This window comes from Pilosibacter sp. YYHA0881 (assembly GCF_051602715.1).
GTDB lineage: Bacteria > Bacillota > Clostridia > Lachnospirales > Lachnospiraceae > Alitiscatomonas > Alitiscatomonas aceti.
This window is the reverse complement of record NZ_CP175657.1, coordinates 1,868,038-1,893,393: the sequence shown is the minus strand read 5'-3', so window position 1 is coordinate 1,893,393 and position 25,356 is coordinate 1,868,038. Positions and strand designations below refer to the sequence as shown.

Annotated in this window: 23 protein-coding genes; 17 read left to right on the top strand and 6 right to left on the bottom strand. The window is 52.6% G+C overall.

The window, feature by feature from the left end; translation table 11 throughout:
- The first annotated feature begins 4 nt into the window (after positions 1-4).
- The 6 genes from ACI6NM_RS08720 to ACI6NM_RS08695 all read left to right on the top strand — a co-directional run bounded on the left by ACI6NM_RS08720 (position 5) and on the right by ACI6NM_RS08695 (position 7,199).
- Positions 5-991: a diaminopimelate dehydrogenase gene (locus ACI6NM_RS08720; RefSeq protein WP_262427145.1), complete on the top strand. Its 987-nt coding sequence runs from the start codon at positions 5-7 to the stop codon at positions 989-991.
- Positions 992-1,024: 33 nt separating this feature from the next.
- The gene (locus ACI6NM_RS08715; RefSeq protein ID WP_262427146.1) at positions 1,025-2,419 is read left to right on the top strand and encodes an MATE family efflux transporter; all 1,395 of its coding nucleotides are present in this window, start codon (positions 1,025-1,027) and stop codon (positions 2,417-2,419) included.
- A gap of 53 nt (positions 2,420-2,472) precedes the next feature.
- Positions 2,473-3,342, top strand: a complete 870-nt coding sequence (locus ACI6NM_RS08710; RefSeq protein ID WP_262427147.1) for a leucine-rich repeat domain-containing protein — start codon at positions 2,473-2,475, stop codon at positions 3,340-3,342.
- Between the two features lie 71 nt (positions 3,343-3,413).
- Positions 3,414-4,775: a vWA domain-containing protein gene (locus tag ACI6NM_RS08705; RefSeq protein WP_420361283.1), complete on the top strand. Its 1,362-nt coding sequence runs from the start codon at positions 3,414-3,416 to the stop codon at positions 4,773-4,775.
- Positions 4,776-4,778: 3 nt separating this feature from the next.
- On the top strand, positions 4,779-6,290 hold the full coding sequence (locus ACI6NM_RS08700; protein ID WP_262427148.1) for an ATP-binding protein: 1,512 nt from the start codon (positions 4,779-4,781) through the stop codon (positions 6,288-6,290).
- A gap of 36 nt (positions 6,291-6,326) precedes the next feature.
- Positions 6,327-7,199, top strand: a complete 873-nt coding sequence (locus tag ACI6NM_RS08695; RefSeq protein ID WP_158358745.1) for a B12-binding domain-containing radical SAM protein — start codon at positions 6,327-6,329, stop codon at positions 7,197-7,199.
- Between the two features lie 67 nt (positions 7,200-7,266).
- Here ACI6NM_RS08695 and ACI6NM_RS08690 read toward each other — a convergent pair whose 3' ends face one another.
- Entirely contained in the window at positions 7,267-7,884 is a 618-nt protein-coding gene (locus ACI6NM_RS08690; protein ID WP_262427149.1) for an MBL fold metallo-hydrolase, read from the bottom strand.
- Between the two features lie 70 nt (positions 7,885-7,954).
- On the opposite strand from ACI6NM_RS08690, the gene srtB reads away from it, so the two are divergent.
- Positions 7,955-8,824 (top strand): class B sortase, encoded by an 870-nt coding sequence (gene srtB, locus ACI6NM_RS08685; RefSeq protein ID WP_262427150.1) that lies wholly within the window; start codon positions 7,955-7,957, stop codon positions 8,822-8,824.
- Here the strand turns inward: srtB and ACI6NM_RS08680 are convergent.
- The gene (locus ACI6NM_RS08680) at positions 8,809-9,687 is read right to left on the bottom strand and encodes a DNA-3-methyladenine glycosylase family protein (protein ID WP_215653064.1); all 879 of its coding nucleotides are present in this window, start codon (positions 9,685-9,687) and stop codon (positions 8,809-8,811) included. The genes srtB and ACI6NM_RS08680 overlap by 16 nt on opposite strands.
- Before the next feature lie 212 nt (positions 9,688-9,899).
- On the opposite strand from ACI6NM_RS08680, the gene ACI6NM_RS08675 reads away from it, so the two are divergent.
- A complete protein-coding gene (locus ACI6NM_RS08675; protein ID WP_262427151.1) occupies positions 9,900-10,529 on the top strand; it encodes a lactate utilization protein in 630 nt (209 codons plus the stop codon).
- A 17-nt stretch (positions 10,530-10,546) separates the two neighbouring features.
- On the opposite strand, the gene ACI6NM_RS08670 is transcribed toward ACI6NM_RS08675, so the two are convergent.
- Positions 10,547-10,936, bottom strand: a complete 390-nt coding sequence (locus tag ACI6NM_RS08670) for a thioesterase family protein (RefSeq protein WP_022273460.1) — start codon at positions 10,934-10,936, stop codon at positions 10,547-10,549.
- Positions 10,937-11,275: 339 nt separating this feature from the next.
- On the opposite strand from ACI6NM_RS08670, the gene ACI6NM_RS08665 reads away from it, so the two are divergent.
- The 7 genes from ACI6NM_RS08665 (at position 11,276) to ACI6NM_RS08635 (ending at position 18,778) form a co-directional block, all read left to right on the top strand.
- The gene (locus ACI6NM_RS08665; protein ID WP_262427152.1) at positions 11,276-11,971 is read left to right on the top strand and encodes an MBL fold metallo-hydrolase; all 696 of its coding nucleotides are present in this window, start codon (positions 11,276-11,278) and stop codon (positions 11,969-11,971) included.
- Between the two features lie 34 nt (positions 11,972-12,005).
- Positions 12,006-12,380 carry a VOC family protein gene (locus ACI6NM_RS08660; RefSeq protein ID WP_215653062.1) on the top strand — a complete coding sequence of 125 codons (375 nt, stop codon included), beginning with the start codon at positions 12,006-12,008 and terminating at the stop codon, positions 12,378-12,380.
- A gap of 36 nt (positions 12,381-12,416) precedes the next feature.
- Positions 12,417-13,706: a dihydroorotase gene (locus ACI6NM_RS08655; RefSeq protein ID WP_262427153.1), complete on the top strand. Its 1,290-nt coding sequence runs from the start codon at positions 12,417-12,419 to the stop codon at positions 13,704-13,706.
- An 18-nt stretch (positions 13,707-13,724) separates the two neighbouring features.
- Positions 13,725-14,411 (top strand): YjjG family noncanonical pyrimidine nucleotidase, encoded by a 687-nt coding sequence (locus ACI6NM_RS08650; protein ID WP_262427154.1) that lies wholly within the window; start codon positions 13,725-13,727, stop codon positions 14,409-14,411.
- Between the two features lie 348 nt (positions 14,412-14,759).
- Entirely contained in the window at positions 14,760-16,139 is a 1,380-nt protein-coding gene (locus ACI6NM_RS08645; RefSeq protein ID WP_262427155.1) for an amidohydrolase, read from the top strand.
- A gap of 18 nt (positions 16,140-16,157) precedes the next feature.
- Positions 16,158-17,450, top strand: a complete 1,293-nt coding sequence (locus ACI6NM_RS08640) for an SLC13 family permease (protein WP_262427156.1) — start codon at positions 16,158-16,160, stop codon at positions 17,448-17,450.
- A 104-nt stretch (positions 17,451-17,554) separates the two neighbouring features.
- A complete protein-coding gene (locus ACI6NM_RS08635; RefSeq protein WP_262427157.1) occupies positions 17,555-18,778 on the top strand; it encodes an MFS transporter in 1,224 nt (407 codons plus the stop codon).
- 96 nt (positions 18,779-18,874) lie between these two features.
- Here ACI6NM_RS08635 and ACI6NM_RS08630 read toward each other — a convergent pair whose 3' ends face one another.
- Entirely contained in the window at positions 18,875-20,122 is a 1,248-nt protein-coding gene (locus ACI6NM_RS08630) for an IS110 family RNA-guided transposase (RefSeq protein WP_178270157.1), read from the bottom strand.
- A 318-nt stretch (positions 20,123-20,440) separates the two neighbouring features.
- Here ACI6NM_RS08630 and ACI6NM_RS08625 point away from each other — a divergent pair, with 318 nt between their 5' ends.
- Positions 20,441-20,581, top strand: coding sequence for a hypothetical protein (locus tag ACI6NM_RS08625; RefSeq protein ID WP_262427816.1), 141 nt, complete (start codon positions 20,441-20,443; stop codon positions 20,579-20,581).
- Here the strand turns inward: ACI6NM_RS08625 and ACI6NM_RS08620 are convergent.
- Positions 20,578-21,906 (bottom strand): hypothetical protein, encoded by a 1,329-nt coding sequence (locus ACI6NM_RS08620; RefSeq protein ID WP_262427815.1) that lies wholly within the window; start codon positions 21,904-21,906, stop codon positions 20,578-20,580. The genes ACI6NM_RS08625 and ACI6NM_RS08620 overlap by 4 nt on opposite strands.
- A gap of 238 nt (positions 21,907-22,144) precedes the next feature.
- Here ACI6NM_RS08620 and ACI6NM_RS08615 point away from each other — a divergent pair, with 238 nt between their 5' ends.
- Complete coding sequence (locus ACI6NM_RS08615) at positions 22,145-23,782, top strand: ABC-F family ATP-binding cassette domain-containing protein (RefSeq protein WP_215653057.1); 1,638 nt, start codon at positions 22,145-22,147, stop codon at positions 23,780-23,782.
- 167 nt (positions 23,783-23,949) lie between these two features.
- Here the strand turns inward: ACI6NM_RS08615 and ACI6NM_RS08610 are convergent, their stop codons facing one another.
- Complete coding sequence (locus ACI6NM_RS08610; protein ID WP_262427814.1) at positions 23,950-25,314, bottom strand: MATE family efflux transporter; 1,365 nt, start codon at positions 25,312-25,314, stop codon at positions 23,950-23,952.
- Positions 25,315-25,356: the final 42 nt, after the last annotated feature.

The following is a 25,356-nucleotide window of genomic DNA, read 5'->3' as shown; positions in this document are numbered from 1 at the left end:
ATCTATGACAATTCGAGTAGGAATCATGGGATACGGAAATCTTGGGCGCGGTGTGGAATGTGCGCTGAAGCAGAATCCCGATATGGAATTAACGGCAGTATTTACAAGAAGAGATCCCGGAAGCGTGAAGATCCTGACAGAGGGAGTGAACGTATATCCGGCGAAGGATGCCAAAGACCTGGCAGACCAGGTGGACGTCCTGATCCTCTGCGGAGGCAGCGCTACGGATCTTCCGGAGCAGACCCCGGAATATGCGAAATATTTTAACGTGGTGGACAGCTTTGATACCCACGCAAAGATCCCGGAGCACTTTGCGGCTGTGGATAAGGCCGCAAGAGAGGCTGGAAACACAGCGGTGATTTCCGCCGGCTGGGATCCAGGGATGTTCTCCTTAAACCGCCTGTACGGAAGCGCAGTGCTTCCGGACGGAAAGGACTATACGTTTTGGGGCAGAGGCGTGAGCCAGGGCCATTCCGACGCCATCCGCCGCATTGCGGGCGTGAAGGATGCAAGGCAGTATACGATCCCGGTGGAAAGCGCACTGGAGGCCATCCGCAGCGGGGAAACGCCGGAGCTGACCACAAGACAGAAGCACACAAGAGAGTGCTTTGTGGTGGCAGAGGAGGGCGCAGACCTGGCGGCCATCGAAAAAGAGATCGTGACAATGCCCAACTATTTTGCCGACTATGACACCACCGTACACTTTATCTCCCAGGAGGAGATGGAGCGGGACCACAGAAGCCTGCCCCACGGCGGCTTTGTGATCCGCAGCGGAAAAACGGGCTGGGATCTGGAGCATAATCATGTGATCGAGTACAGCCTGAAGCTGGATTCCAATCCGGAATTCACCTCTTCCGTGATCGTGGCCTGTGCCAGGGCTGCGTACCGCATGAAGCAGGAGGGCATGACCGGCTGCAAGACGATCCTGGATCTTCCGCCGGCATACTTATCCTCAAAGAGCGGAGAGGAACTGAGAAAGGAACTTTTGTAAAAAAACATTTTTTTAAAACAATAGGTGAAACTGATGCAGCGAAAGAAAAATGAGACCGTACAGTATAATGGGATCACGGAGGGCGTGATCTGGCAGCAGCTTTTGATCTTCTTCTTCCCCATCCTGTTTGGAACCTTTTTCCAGCAGCTTTACAACACGGCGGATGCCATGATCGTGGGAAAATTCGTTGGAAAGGAGGCCTTGTCTGCCGTAGGCGGAACCACAGGAAACCTGATCAACCTTCTGGTGGGCTTTTTCGTGGGCCTGTCCTCCGGTGCGGCCGTGATCGTTTCCCAGCATTACGGAGCGCGCCAGGATGACCAGGTACGGACCTCGGTCCATACCTCCTTCTGTCTGGCCCTGGCCGGCGGCGTGTTTCTGATGATCGTGGGCGAGGCCTGCGCCAGAGTGGCTGTAAAGGCCATGGGCGCTCCGGAAGAGATCATGGACTATTCTGTTACATATATGCGGATCTACTTCCTGGGAGTGATCCCCAACCTGGTCTACAATATGGGCGCGGCTATTTTAAGGGCCGTGGGAGACTCCAGGCGGCCGCTGTATTATCTGATCGTCTGTTGTTTTGTGAACATCGGACTGGACCTGCTGTTCGTTGTGGTACTGAAAATGGAGGTGGCGGGAGCCGCTCTGGCGACGATCCTGTCCCAGCTCCTTTCCGCCGCCCTGGTGATGTGGACGCTGATGCGCACGAAGGAATCCTTCCGGTTTGAACTGAAGCATCTGAAGGTGGATAAGCCCATGCTGAGAAAGATCATCCAGATCGGCTTTCCGGCAGGACTCCAGTCGGTGCTCTACTCCATTTCCAACGTGGTGATCCAGGCCAACATCAACAGCTTCGGTACCAACGTCATTGCGGCCTGGGCCGTTTACGGCAAGGTGGACGGACTGTTCTGGATGATCATGGACGCCATGGGCATCGCCATTACCACCTTTGCAGGCCAGAACTTTGGAGCGCGCAAATACGAGCGGATGCAGAAGGGCCATTACGTGGGTCTGGGGATCACCACGATCCTGACGGCCATCCTGGCCGCAGGCGTCATGCTTTTTGGCAGCATCCTGGGGTCGCTTTTTACCAGCGATCCGGACGTGCTGGCGGAAAGTATGACCATCATCCGGTTCGTAACGCCGTTCTGGTTCAGCTATATCTGTGTAAACGTATTTTCCAGTACCCTCCGGGGCATCGGCGACACGTTTATCCCCATGCTGCTGATCTGCTTCGGCACCTGCGGCTTAAGAGTCCTCTGGATCTTTACCGCAGGAGTGATATATCCGGGCCTTTATACCAGCCTGGCCAGCTATCCCTTAAGCTGGACTGTCACATCCGTTGCGTTTATCATTTATTACTATAAATTCAGTGATATGCGCCGGATCAACAAGCTCATAAAGAAAGAGAAGAAAGAACGGCAGTAATGGAGCATATGGAAGTACAATTTGATTTTGTGGAAAAAAACGGAGGCGCCTGTGTGACAAAGATTTTGTCGCCGGGCGCCGCCTGTGTTATACCGGAAACCCTTTCCGGGCTTCCGGTGACTGATCTGGGAGATAAGGCACTCGCCCAGACCGGGGTGGAGGAGGTGTTCCTTCCAAGGACTTTGAGGCGGTTGGGGCGGTACTGCTTTTATGGCTGCGAGAGGCTTTCCCATATCCATTTTTATGGAGGTCCCCTGGAGACGGGAGGCGGCTTTTTAACGGCCTGCGGCTGTCTGCGGGAGCTGACGGTCCACATGGATCCGTCGGAGCGGTCGGCGCTCAGGGATTTTGTGACCGAGGCCAGCGGACGGCTTCTGGTCCATTACCTGCTGCCAGGACCGGACGGGGAGGAGCATGAGGCGGCCAGGCTGCTGTTTCCGGTCTATTACGACGAGGCGGTGGAGAACACGCCGGCCCGGATCACCGTGTCCAACATCCACGGCACCGGGCAGAAATACAGATACTGCTTTGAGGATAAAAGGGTCCGGTTTGATAAGTATGACCGGCTGTTCGTTTATGAGACGGCGGAGGAATCCGTAACAGCAGCGGCCGAGATCGCCGTGTCCCGCCTCATGTATCCCCATGGCCTTTGGGCGGAGGCACGGAGCGCCTACGGGGACTTTCTAAAGGAGCACCGGATGGAGGTCTTTCTGGACAGCCTGGGGAAAATGGAAGTCTTTAAGTGGCTGATGGCCCATGGACCCGACGGGGAGCCGGGCTCTCTGGCAGACGGACTGACCCGGGAGGAGACGGAGACCCTGCTCCTGGAGGCCTCCCGGAGGAAAATGGGAGAGATTTCCGGAATGCTTATGGAATTTAAATATCATAAATTTCCAGAAAAAAAGAAGAAGTTTGAATTTTAGTTCAGCAGAAAGGGGAGAATGCAGTGGAGCCATATGAACAGAAGACGCCGGGGGACCGGGGAAACGGCATCATGCGGACGGAGGCCGGAGCGCCTTCGCCCATCTGGCTGGAGCAGGCGGCGGCAGAGGAGCTGGCAGGAGTCTGTATGGAGATCCTTGGAAACGCCAGGAACGAGCTGTATCTTTCCATGCACTTTCTGGACGTGGCCTTAAGCTCTCTGTACTTTGCCCCGGATCCGGCGGTCCGGGGGCTGGGGACCGACGGCACCACCCTGTTTTTCCAGATGGAGTCCCTGGCGGCCATGTATAAAAAGAACAGGATCCTGGTGAACCGGACCTATCTCCACGGAGTGCTCCACTGTCTGTTCTGCCATCTGTGGAACCGGAAAAAGCGGGACAGGGAGTACTGGGATCTGGCCTGTGACATTGCGGCAGAGTCGGTGATCGACAGTCTTCTGCGGCCCTGTATCCGTATTTCCCCTTCTGCGTTCAGACGGGAGTTCTATATGCGGCTGGAGAGCCGGTGCCGGGTTCTCAATGCGGAGAGCGTGTACCGGGCGCTCCGGGACATGGACCTTTCCGGGCGGGAGCTCCAGCGGCTGGCGGCGGAATTTTATGCAGACGACCACCGGTTCTGGGAGCAGGAGCAGAAGCCTCCGCATCCCAATATGGCCAGAAACCGGAAAGAGGACTGGGATCAGAAGCGGGAAAAGATGCAGGTGGAGATGGAGGCGTTTTCTGAGGAAATGTCGGAGGATGAAAAGGACCTGCACAGCCAGCTGGCGGTGGAAAACCGGGAGCGGTACGATTACAGGAAATTCCTGCGGAAGTTTGCGGTCCTTAAGGAAACCGTCCAGGTGGATCCGGATTCCTTTGACTATGTATTTTATCATTACGGCATGGAGCTTTACGGCAATATGCCCCTGATCGAGCCTCTGGAGACGAAGGAACTCCGGAGGGTGGAGGATTTCGTCATTGTCATCGACACCTCCATGTCCTGCTCCGGGGAGTTGGTGCAGCAGTTCTTAGAGGAAACGTATTCGGTGCTGACCCAGTCGGAGACGTATTTTAAAAAAGTGAACATCCACATCATCCAGTGCGATGACCAGGTGCGGGAGGACGTGACCATCGCCAGCGCAGAGGCGCTGAAGGCGTATATGGAGCGGATCACCCTGAACGGCTGCGGCGGGACCGATTTCCGGCCGGCTTTCCAATACGTGGATAAGCTGGTGAGAAAACAGCAGTTTTCCAGGCTTAAGGGGCTTTTGTATTTCACCGACGGGCGGGGGATATACCCGGTGAGACGGCCGGTCTATGATACGGCTTTCGTGTTCATGGAGCAGGATTTCCTGGACGTGGACGTGCCTCCCTGGGCCATCAAGATCATCCTGTCCCCGGAGGACCTGGGCAGGGATGTGGAGGAGAAAGGATAGAGCATGAACATCAAACGGGCGAAGGAAGAAATAAAAAATACCATCCGGGCATACCTGGCAAGAAACAGCTATGGTGAGTATGAGATCCCGGTCATGGGCCAGAGGCCAGTGCTTTTAATGGGCCCTCCGGGGATCGGAAAGACCCAGATCATGGAGCAGGTGGCCAGGGAATGCGGCATCGGCCTGGTGGCGTATACCATTACCCATCACACGAGGCAGAGCGCCATCGGGCTTCCGTTTATATCAGAGCAGACCTATGGGGAAAAGGCGGTCTCAGTGACCCAGTACACCATGAGCGAGATCGTGGCAGCCATTTACAATAAGATGGAGGAGACCGGGCTTAAAGAGGGGATCCTGTTCATCGACGAGATCAACTGCGTGTCGGAGACCCTGGCTCCGGCCATGCTGCAGTTTTTACAGTATAAGACCTTTGGAAACCATAAGATCCCAGACGGCTGGATTATTGCGGCGGCGGGAAACCCGCCGGAATTCAATAAATCCGTCCGGGAGTTTGACATTGCGACCTTGGACCGGGTGAAGCGCATTGACGTGGAGCCGGATTTTTCCGTGTGGAAGGAGTATGCGGTGCGGATGGAGGTCCATCCGGCCATCCTGTCCTACCTTACGGCCAGGCCCCAGAATTTCTGCCAGGTGGAGACCACAGTGGACGGGCCGGTTTTTGCGACGCCCAGAGGCTGGGAGGATCTGTCCAGATTTCTGACGGTTTACGAAAAGCTGGGGCTTTCCTGCGACCGGGAGGTAGTGGCCCAGTACATCCCCCATGGGCGGATCGCCAGGGATTTTGCCAGCTATCTGGAGCTTTATTATAAATACCAGGCCCATTACCAGATCGACGAGGCTCTTTCTGGCCGCAGGAGCGAGGCCCTTCTGGAGCAGGCGGCCAGGGCTCCCTTTGATGAGAAGCTTTCTGTCATCAGCCTGGTGCTGGCGAAGCTCAATGTGGAGTTCCGGAAGACCGGGAAAATGGAGGACGGCCTGGAGCTGCTGTTTGAGAAGCTGAAGGCGTTCAAGGAACAGCTGGCAGAGGCCGGGGACGGGACTCCTGTGCAGAGGCTCACAGCCTTTACCAGAGAGGTCCGGGAGGAATATGAAGGGAAGAAACAGGCGGGTCTTCTCACAAGGGCCCAGATCCACCGGTATGAGGACATCTGCGGGACCCTGGACCAGTATCTTCTGGCGGCAGGAGAGGCGGAAGCCCAGGATGGAGAGACATTGTTCGGGATGCTGGCGGCCAGGTTCGGAGAAGGACGGGAGCAGTACGAGGACCAGTGCAGGGCCGTCCTTCAGATGGTGGAGTACGCCTTCGATCTTATGGAGGGCGCCTTTGGGGACAGCCAGGAAATGGTCATTTTCATCACAGAGCTGAACACCAGCTATGATGCGGTCCGGTTCCTGGAGGAGAATCCGTGTGAACGGTATCACCAGTATAACAGGAAGCTGCTTTTCGAGGACCGGGAGGCGGATATTAAAAGAAAGCTGGAACGGCTTTTATAAAGAACTGAAAACCAAAAGAAAATGGAGGAGAGCAATATGCAGTATGAAGGAACCTTATACAGACCCCCCAGCGAGGCCAGAAGCCTCATTATCCAGGTCACCATCGGGTGCGCCCATAACCGGTGTACCTTCTGCAACATGTACCGGGAGAAGAAGTTCCGGGTACGGGAAAAAGAGGAGATCATGCGGGATCTGGACGAGTGCCGGGCGTACTACGGGCCCATGGTGCGGCGGGTGTTCTTCGCCGATGGCGACGCCCTGGTGGTGAAAACAGAGCTGCTTTTAGAGCTTCTGGACTACGTCCATAAAAATTTCCCGGCGGTGGAGCGGATCGCTGCCTACGGAACGGCCAAGGACGTATTAAAAAAGTCTGAGGAGGATCTGAAGGCCCTGGCAGCAGCGGGACTGGAGCTGATCTATCTGGGAGCTGAATCCGGCGATGACCGGGTATTGGAGCATATCAAAAAGGATGTGAAGGCGGCGGACATCATTGCAGCAGGCCAGAAATTAAAGCGGTGTGGCTTACAGACATCGGTGACGCTGATCTCCGGCCTGGGCGGCCGGAAGGGGATCCGGGACCATGCCATAAAGTCTGCGGAGCTGATCACAGGAATGAACCCGGAATATGCCTCCTTTTTAACGCTCCGTCTTTACGAGGGGACGGAGATGAACGAGGAGGTGAAGCGCGGCGACATGGAGCTGATCACGCCAGATGAGATCGTGGAGGAAATGGAGCTGTTCTTAAAGAATGTGGATTCTCCAGGAACCGTATTCCGTACCAACCACGCCTCCAACTATGTGGTGCTGGCGGGAAATCTCAACGAGGATATCCCGCGGATGTTAGGAGAGCTGGAGGAGGCAAAGGAAGAGCAGAGATACCGTCTGGAGGAGTGGCGGAGACATATCTAAAAGACAGGGGAGCTGCTGGAAAAGGGAGGCGGACGCCTGGAAACCCTTTTGCAGCAGCCCCGGGCCGTTACAGACTTAAAACGGCGGTCTGGGCCGGTGTGTCTTTTTCAAGGACCATGGAAGCAGAGGCGTATGTGACCACGTCCCGGCACAGCTTCGTATAATCCTCCAGACGGCCGATGACATCATAGCCGAAGGTCTCGGAGCGGTAGTGCATGGGGATCACGATCCTGGGCTTTACCGCCTCCACCAGGGCTCTGGCCTGGGCCGCATCGATGGTATAATATCCGCCTACGGGGATCATAATGGCGTCCAGATCCTTTAAAAGCTCCATCTGGCCGGGCTCCAGAGTACACCCCAGGTCGCCCAGATGGGCGATCCGGAGACCGTCTGCCTCCAGGATATGGATCCGGTTTTCCCCGCGGAGTGATCCGTTTTGATCGTCGTGGAAGGTCTGGATCACCGTGACTGTAAAGGGAGAGCCCTGTTTTCTGGCGGAAAGGTCCACCGCGTCCGTATAGCCGTGGTCACTGTGGCCATGGCTGCACAGCACCTGGCTGGCGGAAAGAGAAAGGGGAGGAAGTCCCGGGACGGAATCCGGGGCGTAGGGATCAAGGACAATGGAATAGCCGTCTGCTGAGACGGAAAAACAGGAATGTCCGTGCCATGTGATGGTAATGCTCATAAGATCGCTCCTTTCAGATTGGATACCTTGATTTTACCACACCATGGACAGAGAGGAAAGAAAAAGAGAGATGAAACGAAATCGTAAAGGCCTGCTGCTTGCCGCCGCCCTGTTTTTTGCCGCAATGGCCGCCGTTTCCGGGTATCAGCTTTATAAGATCTCAAAAGAGTATAAGGCCGGGGACGAGGATCTGCGGCAGATGTATGCGGCCATGGAAAGCGCCGGGGAGCGGGCAAAGGAGAAGACGCCGGAAATGTCCGTGGGAGACGGACAGGACGAAAGCCGGGAAGAAGGAGAGACAGCAGAGGCCGGGGAAGACAAAGAGGCGTCTGATGTCCGGAAGAAAGAAGAGGAAGCCAGGCTTTTGCAGTACAGGGAGCTTAAAAAGGCCAACAGCGACGTGACGGGCTGGATCCACGTGGACGGGACCGTCATCGACTATCCGGTGATGCAGACCCCGGAGACCCCGGATTTTTACCTGAAACGGGGGTTCGATAAAAAATATTCCGCTTATGGGATGATCTATATGGATGAGGACTGCGATCTGGATGCAGGATGTCCGAACTTTGTGCTCTACGGCCATCACATGAAAAACGGCTCCATGTTCGCGGCCCTGGAAAAATATACGTCAGAGGAATTTTACAGGGAGCACCCGGAGATCCTCTTTGATACCCTGGAAGAGACCGGCAGGTATCAGGTGGCGGCGGTGTTTAAGATACCAGGGGCCCAGATCACCGAAGCGTTTGCCGGAACGCTCCTGGCGGCCACGGAGGAGGACTACAACGCGTTCATCGCCTATGCAAAGGAGCACAGTCTGTATGATACGGGGGTCACGCCCCAGTGGCCGGAGCAGCTTCTCACCCTGGGGACCTGCGAATACACCTATGAGGACGGGAGGCTGTTTGTGGTGGGGAGGAAGGTGGATCACGATGGCCCGTGAAGATCCTCTCCAGCGTTTCTCTCATAATAAAAAATATACTGCTGCATGACTCCGGCAAAGCCGCGGTACCGGGAAAAATGTTTCTGTATCAGAGCCTCGCAGACCCTGGACTGGGGAAGATCTTTTGGAAGACGGCTTTTGGGGGCGTACCGGTTCATGAGGATCTTCCGGATCCATGTGTCCACAGGGAAGGCGTCGATGTGGTGGAGGCCGAAAAGGCAGATGCAGTTGGCTACCTTCTCGCCAATGCCGTAAAAGCCGGTGAGATAGTCCATGGCGTCTTCGTAGGACAGGGATCCAAGATAGGAAAGATCCAGCCGTCCGCTGCATGCGTCCTCGCAGGCCCGTTTGATATATTTGGCCCGGTAGCCCAGCTTCATGGCAAGCAGATCCTCCAGAGAAGCGGCAGAGAGCTGTTCCGGCGACGGGAAGGAGTAAAATGTGCCGGGAACGGGAAGGCGGCTTCCGTATGCATGGCTTAAATCCTCTACCCGGCGGCGGATGGACGGGATGGTCTGCTGCTGGGAGATGATGAAGGTAATGATCATTTCCCACAGATCCTGGCGGAGGATGCGGACCCCCTGGCCGAAATCGGCAGCCTGCTTTAAATAGGCGTCCCTGGGATTTATGGCCTTCCGGAAGGCATCGTAATCTGTGTCCAGGTCAAAATAGCGTTCCCAGAACGGAAGCTCCTCCGGTTCACAGAAGAAGGTCACGGTCTGGCCGTCCTGGGCGGCCTTTAGAAAGTGCGGTCCGCTGATGACGGTATATGTATTGGCTTCCTCAGCCGGGAGCATACGGAAGCACTGGCCGGAATCGGCGATCTGTTTCAGGTCAAAGCTGGTAAGGGTCTTCTGGATCATGGATCCTCCTTGGATGCGGTTTTATGATCATGGAATACTTGGGGGGCATAGGGGCTCTGCAGACGGAAGATGTCTGACCTTTTGCATCTGGTATTATTTTACCACAGGCAGACTTCCTGGGGAAGCTTTCTTTTTATAAGATTCTATTGTATAATTATAAATATTCAGACTGAAAAATACCACTACAAAAAATTGGGAAAGGGGTTATATTTATGCGTGAAGATGTATACAGAAAAATGGCAGAGCATGTGATCGAAGGCTTAAAAAAGAGAAATATGGAAGGGATCTACTGTGAAACTGGGGAAGAGGCGGCCAGGGCAGTGGTGGATATGGTCGGCCCGGGAGACCTGGTGACCTGGGGCGGTTCTGCTACCGTAAACGAGCTGGGGATCCTGGATCTTCTCAGGGAAAAGGGAGCAAGACTCCTGGAGTACCCGGAAGAGGAGAGGAAAGCTCCGGGAAGCCCCATATTCCAGGAGGCAGCCGGAGCCGATTATTTTCTTATGGGTACCAATGCCATCACCATAAACGGTGAGCTGGTGAACATTGACGGAGCCAGCAACCGGGTCTCCAGCCTGCTCCACGGGCCGAAGCATGTGGTCATCGTGGCCGGGATCAATAAGATCGTAAAGACTGTGGAGGACGGGATCCACCGGATCCAGACTCAGACGTGCCCGGTGATCGCAGATAAGACAGGGAGAAAGACTCCGTGCGGGACAGCTGGCTTCTGTACAGACTGCCAGTCCCCGGACTGCATGTGCTGCAATATCGTGGTCACCAGGCGTTCCCGGTATACGGGCCGGATCCGGGTCATTTTAGTGGGAGAGACCCTGGGGATCTAAGAGCTCCGGAGCCATTCCTATTTCTGGGCCTTTTTATCGGCCTTGGCCTGGAATTTTTCATTGGGTACGATAAAGCGTTCGTGGCTGCCCCCGCCGATCTTTCCTGTTTCGTCGAAGGCGGCCACGGAGAATACCAGTCTGCGGCCGTCGATCTCCGTCAGCTCGCTTTCACACCACACCTTCATGCCCAGGGGAGTGGGGGCATCGTGGGTGACGTTCAGGAGCGTGCCCACAGTGCCGCAGCCCTCCTCCAGATAAGGAGCCACGCTTTTCCATGCGGTCTTTTCCATCAGGGCGATCATAGCCGGGGTAGCGAATACATCCAGGGTGCCGCTGCCCATGGTCTTTGCGGAATTTGCATCTGTTACGACAATTTCTTCTTTTCCTTTTATTCCAACTGTCAGCATAATTTTTCTTCCTCCATCGGTGGTTTTATTTCCAAATGCAGCAGACATGTATCTTCCTGCCTGCCGGCAGCGGACAAGAAGCATCGGGCGTCTGCTTTTCCGATTATAAAATAATTCCCCAGGAATTGCAAGAAGGGCGGAGGTCATGGTACAATAAGATACATGGCTGAACGGCTGCAGTAAGAGAGACATTATATCATCAAGCATCTGGTTTTCCCATTTTCTGCGAAGATCCGGACGCTTAATCCTCCCGGAGGGGTACTGAAATCCAGGCACTTCAGTTTCCGAAGGGATGTTATGGAAAGACTTATAGCCGGATCTTCCCTGAATGGAGGTTCTATGAAGATCACTTATATCCATCACAGCGCATTCCTGGCGGAAACGGAGCACGCATGCCTGCTGTTCGACTATTTCAAAGGCAGTCTGCCAAAGCTTCCGGAAGGGAAAAGGCTTTATATATTTGCCAGCCACCGCCATCCCGACCATTTTTCCAAAGTGATATTTGACATTGCGGCAGAGCATGGAGATACGGTCCTCCTCCTGTCGTCAGATATCTGGAGAAAGCGGGTGCCGGAGGAGCTTAAGGGGGCTGCTGTGTTCCTGAAGCCCGATACGGTCTGGGAGGACGACGTACTGAAGGCGGAAACCTTCCGGTCCACCGATGAGGGCGTGGCATTCTGGTGTACGGTGGACGGCCACACCCTTTACCATGCGGGAGACCTGAACCACTGGTACTGGGACGGGGAGGATTCCCAGTGGAATGAAAACATGACCAGGAATTACCGGAAGGAGATCGGGAAGATGGAGGGCCGCCATGCGGATGCGGCGTTCCTGCCGCTGGATCCCAGGCTTGGCGAGTATTTTTATCTGGGGATCGATGATTTTATGAAGGCAGCGGACGCAGACTGGATCTTTCCCATGCATTTCTGGGGCGAGTTTGATGTGGGAGCACGGCTTAAGGCTCTGGACTGCTCCAGGGGCTATCGGGAACGGGTCGTGGAAATATCCAGACAGGGTCAGGAATTTTCCATCTGAGAATATGAATAAAAATACACAGGAGGGATGGGATTTGAAGTTTAAGTTTGCCCACAACAATTTTAATGTAACGGATCTGGACAGGTCCCTGCGCTTTTATGAGGAAGCGCTGGGCCTTAAGGAGGTGCGGAGAAAGGAAGCGGAGGACGGGAGCTTTATCATCGTATACCTGGGAGACGGGGAGACTGGCCATCTTCTGGAGCTGACATGGCTCAGAGACTGGGAGAAGGACCACTACGACCTGGGAGACAATGAATTCCACCTGGCATTTACGGTGGACGATTTTGAAGCGGCCCATGCAAAGCACCAGGAAATGGGCTGCATCTGCTTTGAAAACGAAAAAATGGGGATCTATTTTATTACAGATCCCGACGAATACTGGCTGGAGATCGTGCCAGTGAGAAAATAGCGGCGGCGTGCCAGGAAACAGAAGGAGGAAATAAAAATGATCCTGATCAAAAACGGAAGAGTCATTGACCCGGCAAAGGGGACCGATGATGTGATGGATATGGTCATCGACGGAGGAAAGATCAAGGCCATGGGCCATTACCCGGAAAATGGAGAGTACGAAACGGTCATCGATGCCAGCGGCCTTACGGTGGGACCGGGACTCATCGACGTCCACGTCCATTTCCGCGATCCGGGCCTTACCTATAAGGAGGATATCGGGACCGGAGCGGCAGCGGCGAAAAAGGGAGGCTTCACCACAGTGGTGACCATGGCCAATACGAAGCCTCCGGTGGACAGCGAAGAGACCGTAAGATATGTGCTGGAGGAAGGGAAAAAGACAGGGATCCATGTGCTTCCTGCGGCCTGCGTTTCCGTGGGCATGAAGGGGCAGGAGCTGACGGATATGGACGCGTTAAAGGCAGCGGGTGCTGTGGGCTTCACCGATGACGGGATCCCGCTGATGGATCAGAAGCTGGTGCGCCAGGCCATGCTGAAGGCGAAGGAGCTGGATGTTCCCCTAAGCTTCCATGAGGAGGACCCGGCCTTTATTTCAGAAAACGGCATCCACGCGGGTGAGGCTGCGAAGGCGCTGGGGATCCAGGGCTCTCCGGCCCTGGCAGAGGATGCACTGGTGGCCCGGGACTGCATGCTGGCCCTTCACACAGGCGCGTCTGTGAACATCCAGCATATCAGCTCTGCCAATTCTGTGCGCATGGTGAAGCTGGCGAAGGAGCTGGGGGCCGACGTGACGGCAGAGGTGACTCCCCATCATTTCACTCTCACCGAGAGCGCTGTGCTGGAGCATGGAGCCATGGCGAAAATGAACCCGCCGCTGCGTACAGAAAAGGACAGACTGGGAATTATCGAGGGGATCAGGGACGGCTCCATTGATATGATCGCCACAGACCATGCGCCCCACAGCGCGGAGGAAAAGGCAGTGGAGCCTGTATGGAAAGCTCCCAGCGGGATCATCGGCCTGGAAACGGCCCTGGCCCTGGCTGTGACCAATCTGGTAAAGCCCGGCCATCTGACCATGGTGCAGCTTATGGAAAAAATGAGCTTAAATCCGGCGAAGCTGTACCGCTTTGACAAGGGAAGTGTTGCCGAAGGCGCTGACGCGGATCTGGTGATCTTTGATGAAAATGAGAGGTGGACGGTTACAGAGGACGACATCGCCTCTAAATCCCACAATACGCCGTTTATCGGAGCTGAACTTTACGGGCGCGTAAAATATACCATCTGCGGCGGCAGGATCGTATATGAGGACAAAAAGACACAGGCTTAGGAAGGGATCTGGAACCATATGAAGAAATATGACGTGCTGCTGTTTGACGTGGACGGAACGCTCCTGGACTTTGACCGGGCGGAGGAAATGGGCATTGAGGGCCTTCTGGAGCACTACGGTGTCCCTGTGACAGCGGAGAATAAGGAAAAGTACCATCATCTCAATAAAAGCTACTGGGAGCGCCTGGAGCGCGGCGAGATCACCCGGGACCAGGTCTTAAGCCTGCGGTTTGAGGAGTTCTTCGGGGACTTTGGGATCTCCGTGGACGGAATGGACACGGACCGGCTGTACCGGGAATACTTAAACGAGGGCGCATTTCTCATTGACGGCGCCAGGGAGCTCCTGGAGGGCTTAAAGGGCCAGTATGAGCTTTATATCATAACCAACGGCGTTGCGGCCACCCAGTACCACCGTCTGGGCAAGTCGGGCCTGGACCGGTATTTTAAGGACATTTTTATTTCCGAGGAGGCCGCGAGCCAGAAGCCGCAGCCGGAGTATTTTGAATACTGCTTCAAGAAAATGGGCCGCCGGGATGTGGAAAACATGCTGGTGATCGGAGATTCCCTGACCTCGGATATCAAGGGCGGAAATAACGTCGGGATCGATACTCTGTGGTTCAATCCCCACAGGCAGGAAAACACAAAAGGGGTTCATGTGGAATATGAGGCAGATTCCCTGGAAAAGATCGGGAAGATGCTGATTTAAAAAAATGATACAGAACAAGAGCCTGGAGCACAGCGGGATATTCCGCAGTGTTCCAGGCTTTTTGCATGCAGGTGAAGACGGACAGATCCTGTAAGATAAAAATGTCTGTGTGCGAGTTAAGGACGTGATAAGGACATAAAGCAAGTTTTGGACTCATAAAACGAGTATAAGACCCGAATAGTTAGAAAAATACAGGGGAAAGACTTGAAAAGTTATAAAGAATTTACGAAAATGGAGCAATTGTTCTGCAAATATTGACATTTAATTTGTGGAATATTATTATTTTAACAGAAAATAAAGATTTTATAAAAGAAATAATAAAACATTATAAAGAGGAGGAGTAAAGGTTTGGATAAGCAGAAAATTTTTTTCTACCTGGAAAGCCAGAAGGAATTTCTGGCAGGTGTCAGCGATTCTGTCTGGGACACGCCCGAAACGTGTTATGAAGAGAACGTTTCGGCAGAAACTGTATGCAGAGCCCTGGAGGAGGCCGGGTTTACAGTAGAGAGGAATGTGGCTGGCATTTCTACGGCGTTCATGGGGACTTACGGACATGGAAAACCGGTGATCGGTTTCCTGGGAGAGTTCGACGCGCTGTCGGGACTCAGCCAGACTGCCGGGATCGCAGAAAAATGTCCTCTGGTACCGGGAGGAAACGGACATGGCTGCGGCCATAACCTTCTTGGGGCCGGGTGCCTTGCCGGAGCCATGGGAATGAAAAAATACCTGGAAGAGACAGGAAAGGAAGGAACGGTTATTTTTTACGGATGTCCGGCGGAAGAAGGCGGATCCGGAAAGGCGTTTATGGCAAGAGAGGGCTGCTTTGACGTTCTGGATGCAGCCCTGGCATGGCACCCGGGATGTACATATGGCGCCACTGGCGGAGGAATGTTAGCCAACTGCCAGATCTATTTCCGATACAAAGGGATCAGTTCCCATGCGGCTATGTCGCCGCATCTTGGAAGGAGCGCCCTGGATGCGGTCACATTATTTAATGTGGGGATCCAGTTCCTGCGGGAGCATGTTCTTCCGACCGTGAGAATGCACTATGCGGTAACAGATACAGGAGGTTTTTCTCCCAATGTGGTCCAGCCAACAGCAGAAGTCCTTTGTCTGCTGCGCGCGCCGGAAAATGGGATCCTGGCAGATGTGCGGTCCAGAGTGGAGGACATTGCCAGAGGTGCGGCTCTTATGACCGGAACAGAACTGGAGATCGATTTTGTAAAGGCGTGCTCCAACGTGGTCCCCAATAATGTACTGGGCTATGCAGCGGTTGAAAACCTGCGGCTGCTGAAGCTTCCGGAATATTCAAAAGAAGAGATGGAATTTTATTCAAAGATAGCAGCCACAAATGCAGGCGGGGATCCAGAACATCCGGTGGCAGAAGAAATTCCGGATTTCATGCCCACGGATATGGTATTTCCGGCATCGTCGGATGTGGGCGACGTAAGCTGGGTTGTGCCGACGGTGTCGCTGAGTACGCCCACATGGCCCTCTGGAACACCGGCTCATTCCTGGCAGGCGGTGGCAGTGGGAAAAAGTGCTCTTGCCCATAATGGAACACTTCTGGCCGGACAGGCCATGGCTGGACTTGCCATTGATCTTATAGAAAAGCCGGAGCTTCTGAAGGAAGCAAAAGAGGAGCACCAGAAGAGGTTAAAGGGCGGTAAATATGAGTGCCCGATCCCCAAGGGTGTAAAGCCCAGGATCATTTCAGCGAAAAAATAGCAGAAAGGAGATGCTTTTATGCCTGCACAAACAATCATATGTCTGACCGTATTTGTAATAACTCTGATCCTTTATATGTCAAATAAATTCCCGCTGCCGCTGGTTTCCATGACGGCCATGGGCGTGTACGTGATCACAGGATGCCTGGCCCCGGCGGATGCCCTTAGCTGCTTTTCAAACTCATCTGTGATCATCATGGGCTCCATGTTTATTGTGGCAGGAGGATTAAACCGCACACAGATGGTCCATAAGGTAACAGACCTGGCCTATAAGATTTCTGGGGGCAGCTTCCAGAAAGGCATGATCCTTTATTGCCTGGTAACCTTAGCCATTGCCCAGGTTGCTCCGTCGGCGATCCTGATTTTTTCCATCTGCTATCCTCTGGTAGCTGATTTCTGCCGAAAGAATAACCAGAGCCCCTCCAAGGCCATGTTCTCCATTGTTTTGATCTCGATCTGTACTGTAACTTCCCTTCCCATCGGTTCTGGCGCTACCTCTTATATCACCGCAAATTCCCTGTGGGAAACGTATGGGATTACCTTTAAGGAGGGGATGTTCGATCCGATGCTCGTTTATCTTCCTACGATCATCCTGTCTGTGCTTTTTGCCATGTTTTACTGTCCCAAGGTTGCTCCGGATTATGGTTCTCTGTATACAGATGTCCAGCTTAAGCAGATGAAGGAACAGAAGCCTCTGGATCCGTTCCGTGAGTTTATGGGATACGGTATTTTCGTAGCAGTTGTGATCGCGATCCTGTTTTCAGAGAAGCTGCCGGCAACGATCCCGACCTGGATGATCTGCTTTATTGGCGCGGTATTAACGATCCTCACAGGCGTATTATCCGAAAAAGAAGCTATGCAGGCGCTGACCATGCCGCCGATCTTTTTGTACATTGGCTCCCTGGCAGTTGGAAACGCCCTGGTAGCTTCTGGTGCAGGAACATTTCTGGCAGAAGCGATTCAGTCGATCCTGGGTGATAACCCGTCTAAATGGGTCGTCATCATTCTGTTCTGGGTGGTCGGTTTCATCGTTACACAGTTTATGTCAAACATGGCGCTGTATTCAGCGCTGACACCAGTGGTGCTTTTAATGTGCGCGACCTATGGATGGAATCCCACCGGATTATCCAATATGCTGTTTAAGGCAACCTTTACCTCTTATCTGACTCCGCTGTCCACCGTGGCTATTCCGCTTTGTATGGCTGTGGGCGGCTATAAGCAGAAGGATCTTCTCCGAATGGGACTCATACCGGCTCTGACCATATCGGTGGCCAACATATTATGGGTTGGTTTTATGTTCCCGCCGTGCTGATCCTGAAACGGAAAAACGGGCGGTATCCTTAAGAGGGTGCCGCCTGGATTTTATTTCATGGGGGAAAGGAATGTTCCGCACATGATTTTTAAAGGAGATGCATTATGATCGGGAAGAAATTTAACTACGGATGGGTAATTGTAGGATATGGTGTGCTGTGTATGCTGCTCCTTCATTATGGGACAGTGGGAAGCCAGGCCATATTCCTTCTGCCTGTCACACAGGATCTGGGAGTCAGTACCACGACGCTTACCATGGCCTCCACCTATGGCACCATAGTAAGCATGATCGTTACGCCCTGGGCCGGAAAGCTGATGGATAAAAAGAGCATCCGCCGGCTGATGTTTTTTGGGATCCTGGGAACGGGGCTCACCATGGTGGCCCAGAGCTATGTGGCCTCTGTTTATACGTATTATGCGATCATTCTGGTCCGGACAGCGCTGAACCCGTTTGCCCTAATGATGCCGTTTGCGGCACTGGCGGCCCGGTGGTTCACAAAGGAAAACCGTTCCTTTGCCACGAGCATTATCTTTGTAGGGATCAGTCTGGGAGGCGTGCTGCTTTCAAATCCGCTGGCCGCTCTTATTGAGACTGTGGGATGGAGACTGACGTACAGGTACTATGGCCTGGCAGCAGTGGTCCTTCTGTCTCCTTTGACCCTGGCCCTGGTCCGGGATTATCCGGATGGATATGAAGAGATGATCCAGGAGGAAACTGTCGGAAGAGGAGAACAGAAGGCAGACCTTGTTTCCCTTTTGAAGGATCGGAGATTCATCCTGGTATGTGCAGGGATGAGCTGTATTTCATTTATTGGGTGCTCTCTGTATCATATTTCCTCCTATGTACAGTCGCTGGGATATGATGCACGGTTTGGGGCCACAGTGATCTCCATTTATAACTTTGTATGTATTTTTTCTAAAATGATCATGGGACGGCTTTTTGACAGAAAGGGCTTGAAGGCAGGGATCCTGTTTGGTGCGCTGGGAATATGCGGATCTTATTTCCTTATGGCGCTTTCGGTATTCTGGTCCAGCGCCTGGTTCCTTGTGGTGATCGCGTTATTTTATGGAATCGGGAATACATGCCAAAGTATTACTGCGCCGTCGCTGGTTTCTGGTGTCTTTGGGGTGAGAAATTACAGCGAGGTTTACGCAAAGATATCTACGGTTACGATGGTTGTAGGGGCGGTCAGCACTCCGGTCCTGTCCGCGATCTACGAGGCGTCTGGAAGTTATCTGACAGCCTGGATCGTGTGTCTGGTATTGTCGTTTGTTTCAACGGTCTGTCTTATGGCAGCCTGTATGGGACATGACCGGGTAAAAGATTGAAAATGAGAAGTAGAGGGTATCCATTCCCTTAATCGCATCACAAACAAGCCATCTTTCGGTGGCTGCTTTAAAAATTGAATATTGTGTATGTTAAGGTTATGCAGTTGCTGACTTGATCTTATAACCCTGGTTTCTGGCGATCATGAGTGCCTGCTCTACGGTAATCTCACGATCAACGGGAAGTAAATCGGATTTCTGATAAAGTTCTGCATTATAGTTTTCCCCGTTCTTCAACATGTGGTATAATGCGGTAAGAAGCATTCTTGCTATTGCAATGATTGCTTTCTTGTGACCGCGACGCTTTTTGAGACGGAGATAACGGTTACGCATTTCAGGATGCTTAGTACTTTTTACGACAGCGTTTGCGCACTGTACTAAAAGCGGTTTGATGTAGCATCCGGCCTTGGACACCCGGACAGATTTTTTCTTCCCTGCGCTTTCATTGTTGGTTGGTGTAAGCCCAGCCCATGAGCACAAGTGTTTCGCCGAAGGAAAAGCCTCCATATTGGTACCGATTTCGGAAATGATTCCGATGGCAGTGAAAGGACTGCTGATACCAGGAGCAGTTTGAAGAATGGTAAGTTCCTGCTGATAGGGAGCGGCGAGCGCAAGAATGAGTTCTTCAAGCTCTGCTTTCCGGGATTCAAGGTTTTCATAGTGAGCTTTGATCACCTTGAGTTTTCCAGCCTGTTCCGGAGTGATATAACCGTCAATGGCGTCACGGAGTTCCGGAAGTTTCTTTTTCAAACTTTTGTAAACGAGAGGCTCAAGGTCAAAGGAAGTATCTGCGGGATTTTCCAAAAGTTTATCCAGTATCGCCTGAGCAGATTTGCCGAAGGTGTCCGAGACAACGTTTCCCAACTGGATATTGGAAACCGTGAGACAGTTCTGCAAACGATTCTTTTCACTTGATTTGAAGCAGGTCAGTTTGAAGCGGTAACGCATGAGGTCGCGAAGCTGGCGAATGTCAGCAGGTGGCATAAAGCTTCCAGCAACAAGGTCATGCTTAAACAGGTCAGCAATCCATTTGGCATCTTTCTTGTCAGTTTTCTTTCCACGGATAGCCTTAACATATTTGGGATGAGCAAGGACAATCGAACAATCCGGTTCCAAGATGTTATAAACGGGGATCCAGTATTTACCAGTGGATTCCATACAGACATCCTTGCAATTCCGGTCGAGTAGCCATTGTAACAAAGTTTTCAGACCGCTCGTGTAGGTCGAAAACCGATGACTCTCATAAGAGGTAATGCCTTTGTCGTTAGTAGAAGCGATACAGGCAACTACAAAAGTCTTGTGGACATCAATGCCACAGCAGATTTTGTACACGATTTTTAAAGCCATAGGGACTCCTTTCAGAACCAGAAGGTTCACTAAAGATTATAGGGAGAGACGGCATTGACTGAACGCCTAAGCTATAAACGAGAATGTTTATACAAAGATAAGATTACGTGCTCTTAGGTCACACTTATTTGTGCTTGAAAAGGCGGACTACACATATAAAAATACGGTCATCCGGCAAGCCGGACAGCCCACTCACCTCCCCGTGATTTGTAGTATACCGAGTTCCCTATAAGAAAAATTATAAAGAAAAAATAAGCTCAGGAAAACATTTTCATAACGTTTTGTGCCTGAGCGAAGCGAAAGGAATGGATATAAAAAATGGAAATTCTGGTATTTATCTGCGAAAAAATATGGATCGTCCTGATACTGGCAGCATTTTTCACCTGTCTGGCTAAAGGATGGCTGAAGAAGGGGTTTTATCTGGCCAATGACCCGGAATCCGATGAGGGATCCCATTAATGGGATCCCCAGAATTCTTTTATATTACTGAAATCGATTTCATATACAGTCAGAGGGCGTCCTGTTCCATTCAGATTGATGGTCCGGACCGGATGTGCAAGATCTGCGCTGGATAATTTTGAGAGGATGCGGGATGCGCTCCGCGGTGTGATCTCCAGAAAATAAACGAGATCGCTGGACGTAAATTCATACATGGAACGTTCTTTCTGGAGTGATATGATTTTTTCAAGGTTTATGGGAGAGATCCCAAGGCTTTTTGCCAGGCTTGAAGTCTGGGCGTGGGGCTTTAAGCTGTAGCTGATGGACCGGTTGCTGTTTAACGGCCCTACCATTTCCTGGCTTTCTGTTACCAGGAACGTATAGTGATTCTGGTCTTTTTTGCATGCGGAAAGGGCCGTTGCTGCATTTTTATAGGCATCCACCACATCAAAGCTGATGCCCCAGCCTGCAAAAAATGGAAACGGCAGTCTTTTTTCCAGCTCTTCGGAAAGGTGGCATGAGGTATATCCGGAGGTAAGCTCCCGCACGACCATGATAGAGGCCGTGATCTCCAAATGAAAATGATGTCTTCTTATCAAAATATTCTGATTAAAAATGATTTTCAGATCTGCCAGGATTTTTTCTAAAATTTCCATGTTTTTCTGGTTCTGGAACGGCCTGGGCAGTTCGATGATACAGCAGGCAGTCTGGGAATTCTGCAAAAGGGATTCCCTGATCTGGCATAACAGAGCATGAAAATGATCCAGGATCGTTTCCGGAGACGGCTTCAGGAGGATATGGGGGATCTGTTCTTTTTCTAAAAAAAGAGCCAGGTTTGTAAAACGCGTCAGGAACAGATCGTATTTTCTTTCCGCCCACATGCTGCGGTACTGGTTTAAGGATCTCTGATAGGCGCTGGAACGGAGGATCATCCGGTATTCGGGCGTGGTCCTTGGCATAAAGTAGGGGGAAAGACCAGGCGGGAATACATTTCCTATGATGGATGGTTCCACCACGGCGTCAAAATATACTCTGGTAAAGTCCAGCTTTGGATTGCGTACCAGCAGACGGGCGATGACCAGATAATAGTCGCGGTCCATAAGGTCAATGCATCGGCAGGGAAGTGTGATGCGTCCTATGTTTTCGCAGATATAATCATGGGGGAACGGGCCGCTGAATAAAAGACCGTCAGATTTTGCGGCTGCCTTTGTATACTGATGGCGCAGTTCATCCAGGGTATCATAGGGAAAATATGAGATTTTACAGTGCTGTTTCATGCTCTGCTCGGTCTGGCGTATATTGTCCATGGACTGGCGGGCCGTAATGATCCCGATGGATATGGGCATAATGGACCTCCTTGATCTGTACAAATATAAAAATAACAGATGCTGTCAGAAAACGACAGATTTCGATACAGTTACTATCATTATATACGAAAACCTGAAAAAAGGGAGAAAAAAATAAAATTTCCAAAAGACCTTGCAAAATCAAGGATTTCCGAATAGAATAGGAGCGTAACCATTTAAAGAGGGGACAGGGATGCCCCCTCTTTTCAGCGGACAAATTTGAGGAGATTGAAAGAAAATGATTAGTGCCAATAATGTGACGCTCCGCGTCGGTAAAAAAGCATTGTTCGAAGATGTAAACATCAAATTCACGGAAGGCAACTGTTATGGCCTGATCGGTGCCAACGGCGCCGGAAAATCCACATTTTTGAAGATTCTGTCCGGGAATCTGGAGCCAACCAGCGGCGATATCGTGATCACACCGGGCCAGCGCCTTTCTTTCTTACAGCAGGACCACTTTAAATACGACCAGTTTCCTGTACTGGATACGGTCATCATGGGAAACCAGCGTCTTTATGATATCATGAAGGAAAAGGACGCTATTTATATGAAGGAGGACTTCACCGACGAGGACGGCATCAAGGCCGCCGAGCTGGAGGGAGAGTTTGCCTCCATGAATGGCTGGGAGGCAGAGTCCGACGCCGAGAACCTGTTAAACGGTCTGGGCGTGGATACGGAATTCCACTATAAGCAGATGAGCGAGCTCACCGGCGCTTTAAAGGTGAAGGTGCTCCTGGCCCAGGCATTATTTGGAAATCCTGATATCCTGCTGCTGGACGAGCCCACCAACCATCTGGACCTGGACGCCATCGCATGGCTGGAGGAGTTCCTGATCAACTTTGAGAATACGGTGATCGTCGTATCCCATGACCGGTATTTCTTAAATAAGGTCTGCACCCAGATCGCAGACATTGACTATGGAAAGATCCAGCTTTACGCCGGAAACTATGATTTCTGGTATGAGTCCAGCCAGCTGATGATCCGGCAGATGAAGGAAGCCAACCGGAAGAAAGAGGAGAAGATCAAGGAGCTGCAGGAGTTCATCCAGCGTTTCTCCGCCAACGCCTCCAAATCCAAGCAGGCGACCTCCAGAAAGCGTGCTCTGGAAAAGATCGAGCTGGACGAGATCAAGCCCTCCAGCAGAAAATACCCGTACATCGACTTCCGTCCCTTCCGTGAGATCGGAAACGAGGTCCTTGCGGTGGAGGGCCTTACAAAGACCATCGACGGCGTAAAGGTCCTGGACAATATTTCCTTTACCCTGGGCCGCGAGGATAAGGTGGCTCTGGTAGGCCCCAACGAGCTTGCAAAGACCACGCTGTTCAAGATCCTTTCCGGCGAGATGGAGCCGGATTCCGGAAGCTATAAATGGGGACTTACTACGACCCAGGCCTACTTCCCCAAGGACAACAGTGCGGAGTTTGACAACGACGATACCATCGTGGACTGGCTGACCCAGTATTCCCCGGAAAAGGACGTGACCTATGTCCGCGGCTTCCTGGGAAGAATGCTGTTTGCCGGCGAGGACGGCGTCAAGAAGGTAAAGGTCCTCTCCGGAGGCGAGCGGGTGCGCTGCATGCTGTCCAAAATGATGATCTCCGGGGCCAACGTGCTGATGTTTGACGAGCCCACGGACCATCTGGATATGGAGTCCATCACGGCCCTCAACAACGGAATGAAGAAATTCCCGGGCGTTATGATCTTCTCCTCCCGTGACCACCAGGTAGTAGAGACCACGGCCAACCGGATCATGGAGATCATCAATGGCCAGCTGGTGGATAAGATCACCACCTACGACGAATATCTGGCGAGCGACGAGATGGCGAGAAAGAGATTCACTTTCACAGTCACCGAGAGCCAGGAGGACGACGACTAATAAAAAGAGCTGCAATAAAAAACACTGCCAAAACTCCCGGAAAGGGGGAATGGCAGTGTTTTTTTGTATATATGGAGCCGGGAGCTGCGTCAGTATGACCAGGGATGCCTGGCCTGCGGGCATCTCCCGGATGTGGCCCGGGAGTGCAGGCGCCCATCCGGCGGTCCTTAGAAGTTGGGGATCACCGGCTTTTTTAAGATCCGCTTCATGGCCACGGCGTATATGAAGATGGATACCACAGGGGCGATGATGTCGGAAATGGGCTCCGCGTAAAAGGTGGCTCTGGCTCCGAAGAACCGGGGCAGCAAAAAGAGCGGAAGGAAGTAGACCAGCTTCCGGAAAAAGGACAGGGGCAGGGAAAGCTGGACCTTTCCAAGGCCAGTGAAGCCGTCTACGATCACATACTGGATGCTTAAGGGGATCACTGCCAGGGTGTAGATCTTTATGGTCTTTGCAGCCTCGGCGATCAGGGCCGGGTCCGAGGTGAACAGGCGCACGAAGATGTGTCCCGCAGTCTGGGCCAGGATAAACAGGATCGTGGTGTATCCGGCGCTTAAAAGGAAGATGAAGCGCTGGGCCTTTTTCACCCGGTCCGGCTGTCCGGCTCCGTAGTTGAAGGCCAGGATGGTCTGGGTACCGCCGGTGATGCCGCCCAGAGGCATGGTGATCACCAGCATGAAGCTCTGGACGATGGTGGCACAGGTGATCAGCATATCGCCCTCACCGGGACCTCCGTAGGTCTGGAGCACCGAGTTCATGGAAATGATCATCACATTGTCCACGGCGATGATGATAAAGGGCGTAAAGCCCACCAGCAGGATCCTCTGGATCAGCTTCCGGTCATAGCCGCCGAAGCTGATCTTCACAGGAACCTTTTTTCCGAAGAGGAAGGACAGGACAAAGGCACAGCTGGCCATCTGGGAGAGGACTGTGGCCACAGCCGCTCCGGCCACACCCATGTGTAAGGCGAAGATGAACACGGGATCCAGGACGATATTCAAAACGGCGCCGATGATCACCGAATACATGCCGGTCTTTGCAAAGCCCTGGGAGATGATGAACTGGTTCATCCCCGTGGCCATAAGGGCGAAGAAGGTACCCGTCAGATAGATGCTGAAGTAGGTGTTGGCGTAGGGATAGGTGGTGTCGCTGGCGCCGAAATACCGCAGCATGGGCTCGCGGAAGGGATAAATGAGGGCCACGAGAAGGACAGACGCCACCGCCAGCAAAAGAAAGCTGTTGGCCAGGATCTTTTTGGCGGTCTTCATATCTCCCTGGCCCATCTTCATGCTCATCAGGGGGGATCCGCCGATGCCTACCCAGAAGGCAACGCTGCCCACCATGGTCACCACAGGGCCGCACACACCGGCTCCCGCCAAAGCGACGCTTCCCACGTCGGGGATGTTTCCTATATACATACGGTCCACAATGCTGTAAAGGACGCTGACGAACTGGGCCAGCATACTGGGGATGGCAATACGCCACACAAGCTTTTTTATATCGTCACGACCGAGATCATTTTCCAGGGCCATTTTCTATTCCTCCGTAAATCTGTATGATATGCTCCGGGCGCA

What these genes read in the sequence shown, in the direction of transcription:
- ACI6NM_RS08695 (WP_158358745.1), top strand. Translation starts at nt 6,327, where the DNA reads ATGCAGTATGAAGGAACCTTATACAGACCCCCCAGCGAGGCCAGAAGC.
- ACI6NM_RS08625 (WP_262427816.1), top strand. Translation starts at nt 20,441, where the DNA reads ATGGAAATTCTGGTATTTATCTGCGAAAAAATATGGATCGTCCTGATA.
- ACI6NM_RS08705 (WP_420361283.1), top strand. Translation starts at nt 3,414, where the DNA reads ATGCGGACGGAGGCCGGAGCGCCTTCGCCCATCTGGCTGGAGCAGGCG.
- ACI6NM_RS08680 (WP_215653064.1), bottom strand. Translation starts at nt 9,687, where the DNA reads ATGATCCAGAAGACCCTTACCAGCTTTGACCTGAAACAGATCGCCGAT.
- ACI6NM_RS08640 (WP_262427156.1), top strand. Translation starts at nt 16,158, where the DNA reads ATGCCTGCACAAACAATCATATGTCTGACCGTATTTGTAATAACTCTG.
- ACI6NM_RS08635 (WP_262427157.1), top strand. Translation starts at nt 17,555, where the DNA reads ATGATCGGGAAGAAATTTAACTACGGATGGGTAATTGTAGGATATGGT.
- ACI6NM_RS08675 (WP_262427151.1), top strand. Translation starts at nt 9,900, where the DNA reads ATGCGTGAAGATGTATACAGAAAAATGGCAGAGCATGTGATCGAAGGC.
- ACI6NM_RS08670 (WP_022273460.1), bottom strand. Translation starts at nt 10,936, where the DNA reads ATGCTGACAGTTGGAATAAAAGGAAAAGAAGAAATTGTCGTAACAGAT.
- ACI6NM_RS08690 (WP_262427149.1), bottom strand. Translation starts at nt 7,884, where the DNA reads ATGAGCATTACCATCACATGGCACGGACATTCCTGTTTTTCCGTCTCA.
- ACI6NM_RS08650 (WP_262427154.1), top strand. Translation starts at nt 13,725, where the DNA reads ATGAAGAAATATGACGTGCTGCTGTTTGACGTGGACGGAACGCTCCTG.
- ACI6NM_RS08620 (WP_262427815.1), bottom strand. Translation starts at nt 21,906, where the DNA reads ATGCCCATATCCATCGGGATCATTACGGCCCGCCAGTCCATGGACAAT.
- ACI6NM_RS08720 (WP_262427145.1), top strand. Translation starts at nt 5, where the DNA reads ATGACAATTCGAGTAGGAATCATGGGATACGGAAATCTTGGGCGCGGT.
- ACI6NM_RS08630 (WP_178270157.1), bottom strand. Translation starts at nt 20,122, where the DNA reads ATGGCTTTAAAAATCGTGTACAAAATCTGCTGTGGCATTGATGTCCAC.
- ACI6NM_RS08665 (WP_262427152.1), top strand. Translation starts at nt 11,276, where the DNA reads ATGAAGATCACTTATATCCATCACAGCGCATTCCTGGCGGAAACGGAG.
- ACI6NM_RS08655 (WP_262427153.1), top strand. Translation starts at nt 12,417, where the DNA reads ATGATCCTGATCAAAAACGGAAGAGTCATTGACCCGGCAAAGGGGACC.
- ACI6NM_RS08715 (WP_262427146.1), top strand. Translation starts at nt 1,025, where the DNA reads ATGCAGCGAAAGAAAAATGAGACCGTACAGTATAATGGGATCACGGAG.
- ACI6NM_RS08700 (WP_262427148.1), top strand. Translation starts at nt 4,779, where the DNA reads ATGAACATCAAACGGGCGAAGGAAGAAATAAAAAATACCATCCGGGCA.
- ACI6NM_RS08615 (WP_215653057.1), top strand. Translation starts at nt 22,145, where the DNA reads ATGATTAGTGCCAATAATGTGACGCTCCGCGTCGGTAAAAAAGCATTG.
- srtB (WP_262427150.1), top strand. Translation starts at nt 7,955, where the DNA reads ATGAAACGAAATCGTAAAGGCCTGCTGCTTGCCGCCGCCCTGTTTTTT.
- ACI6NM_RS08610 (WP_262427814.1), bottom strand. Translation starts at nt 25,314, where the DNA reads ATGGCCCTGGAAAATGATCTCGGTCGTGACGATATAAAAAAGCTTGTG.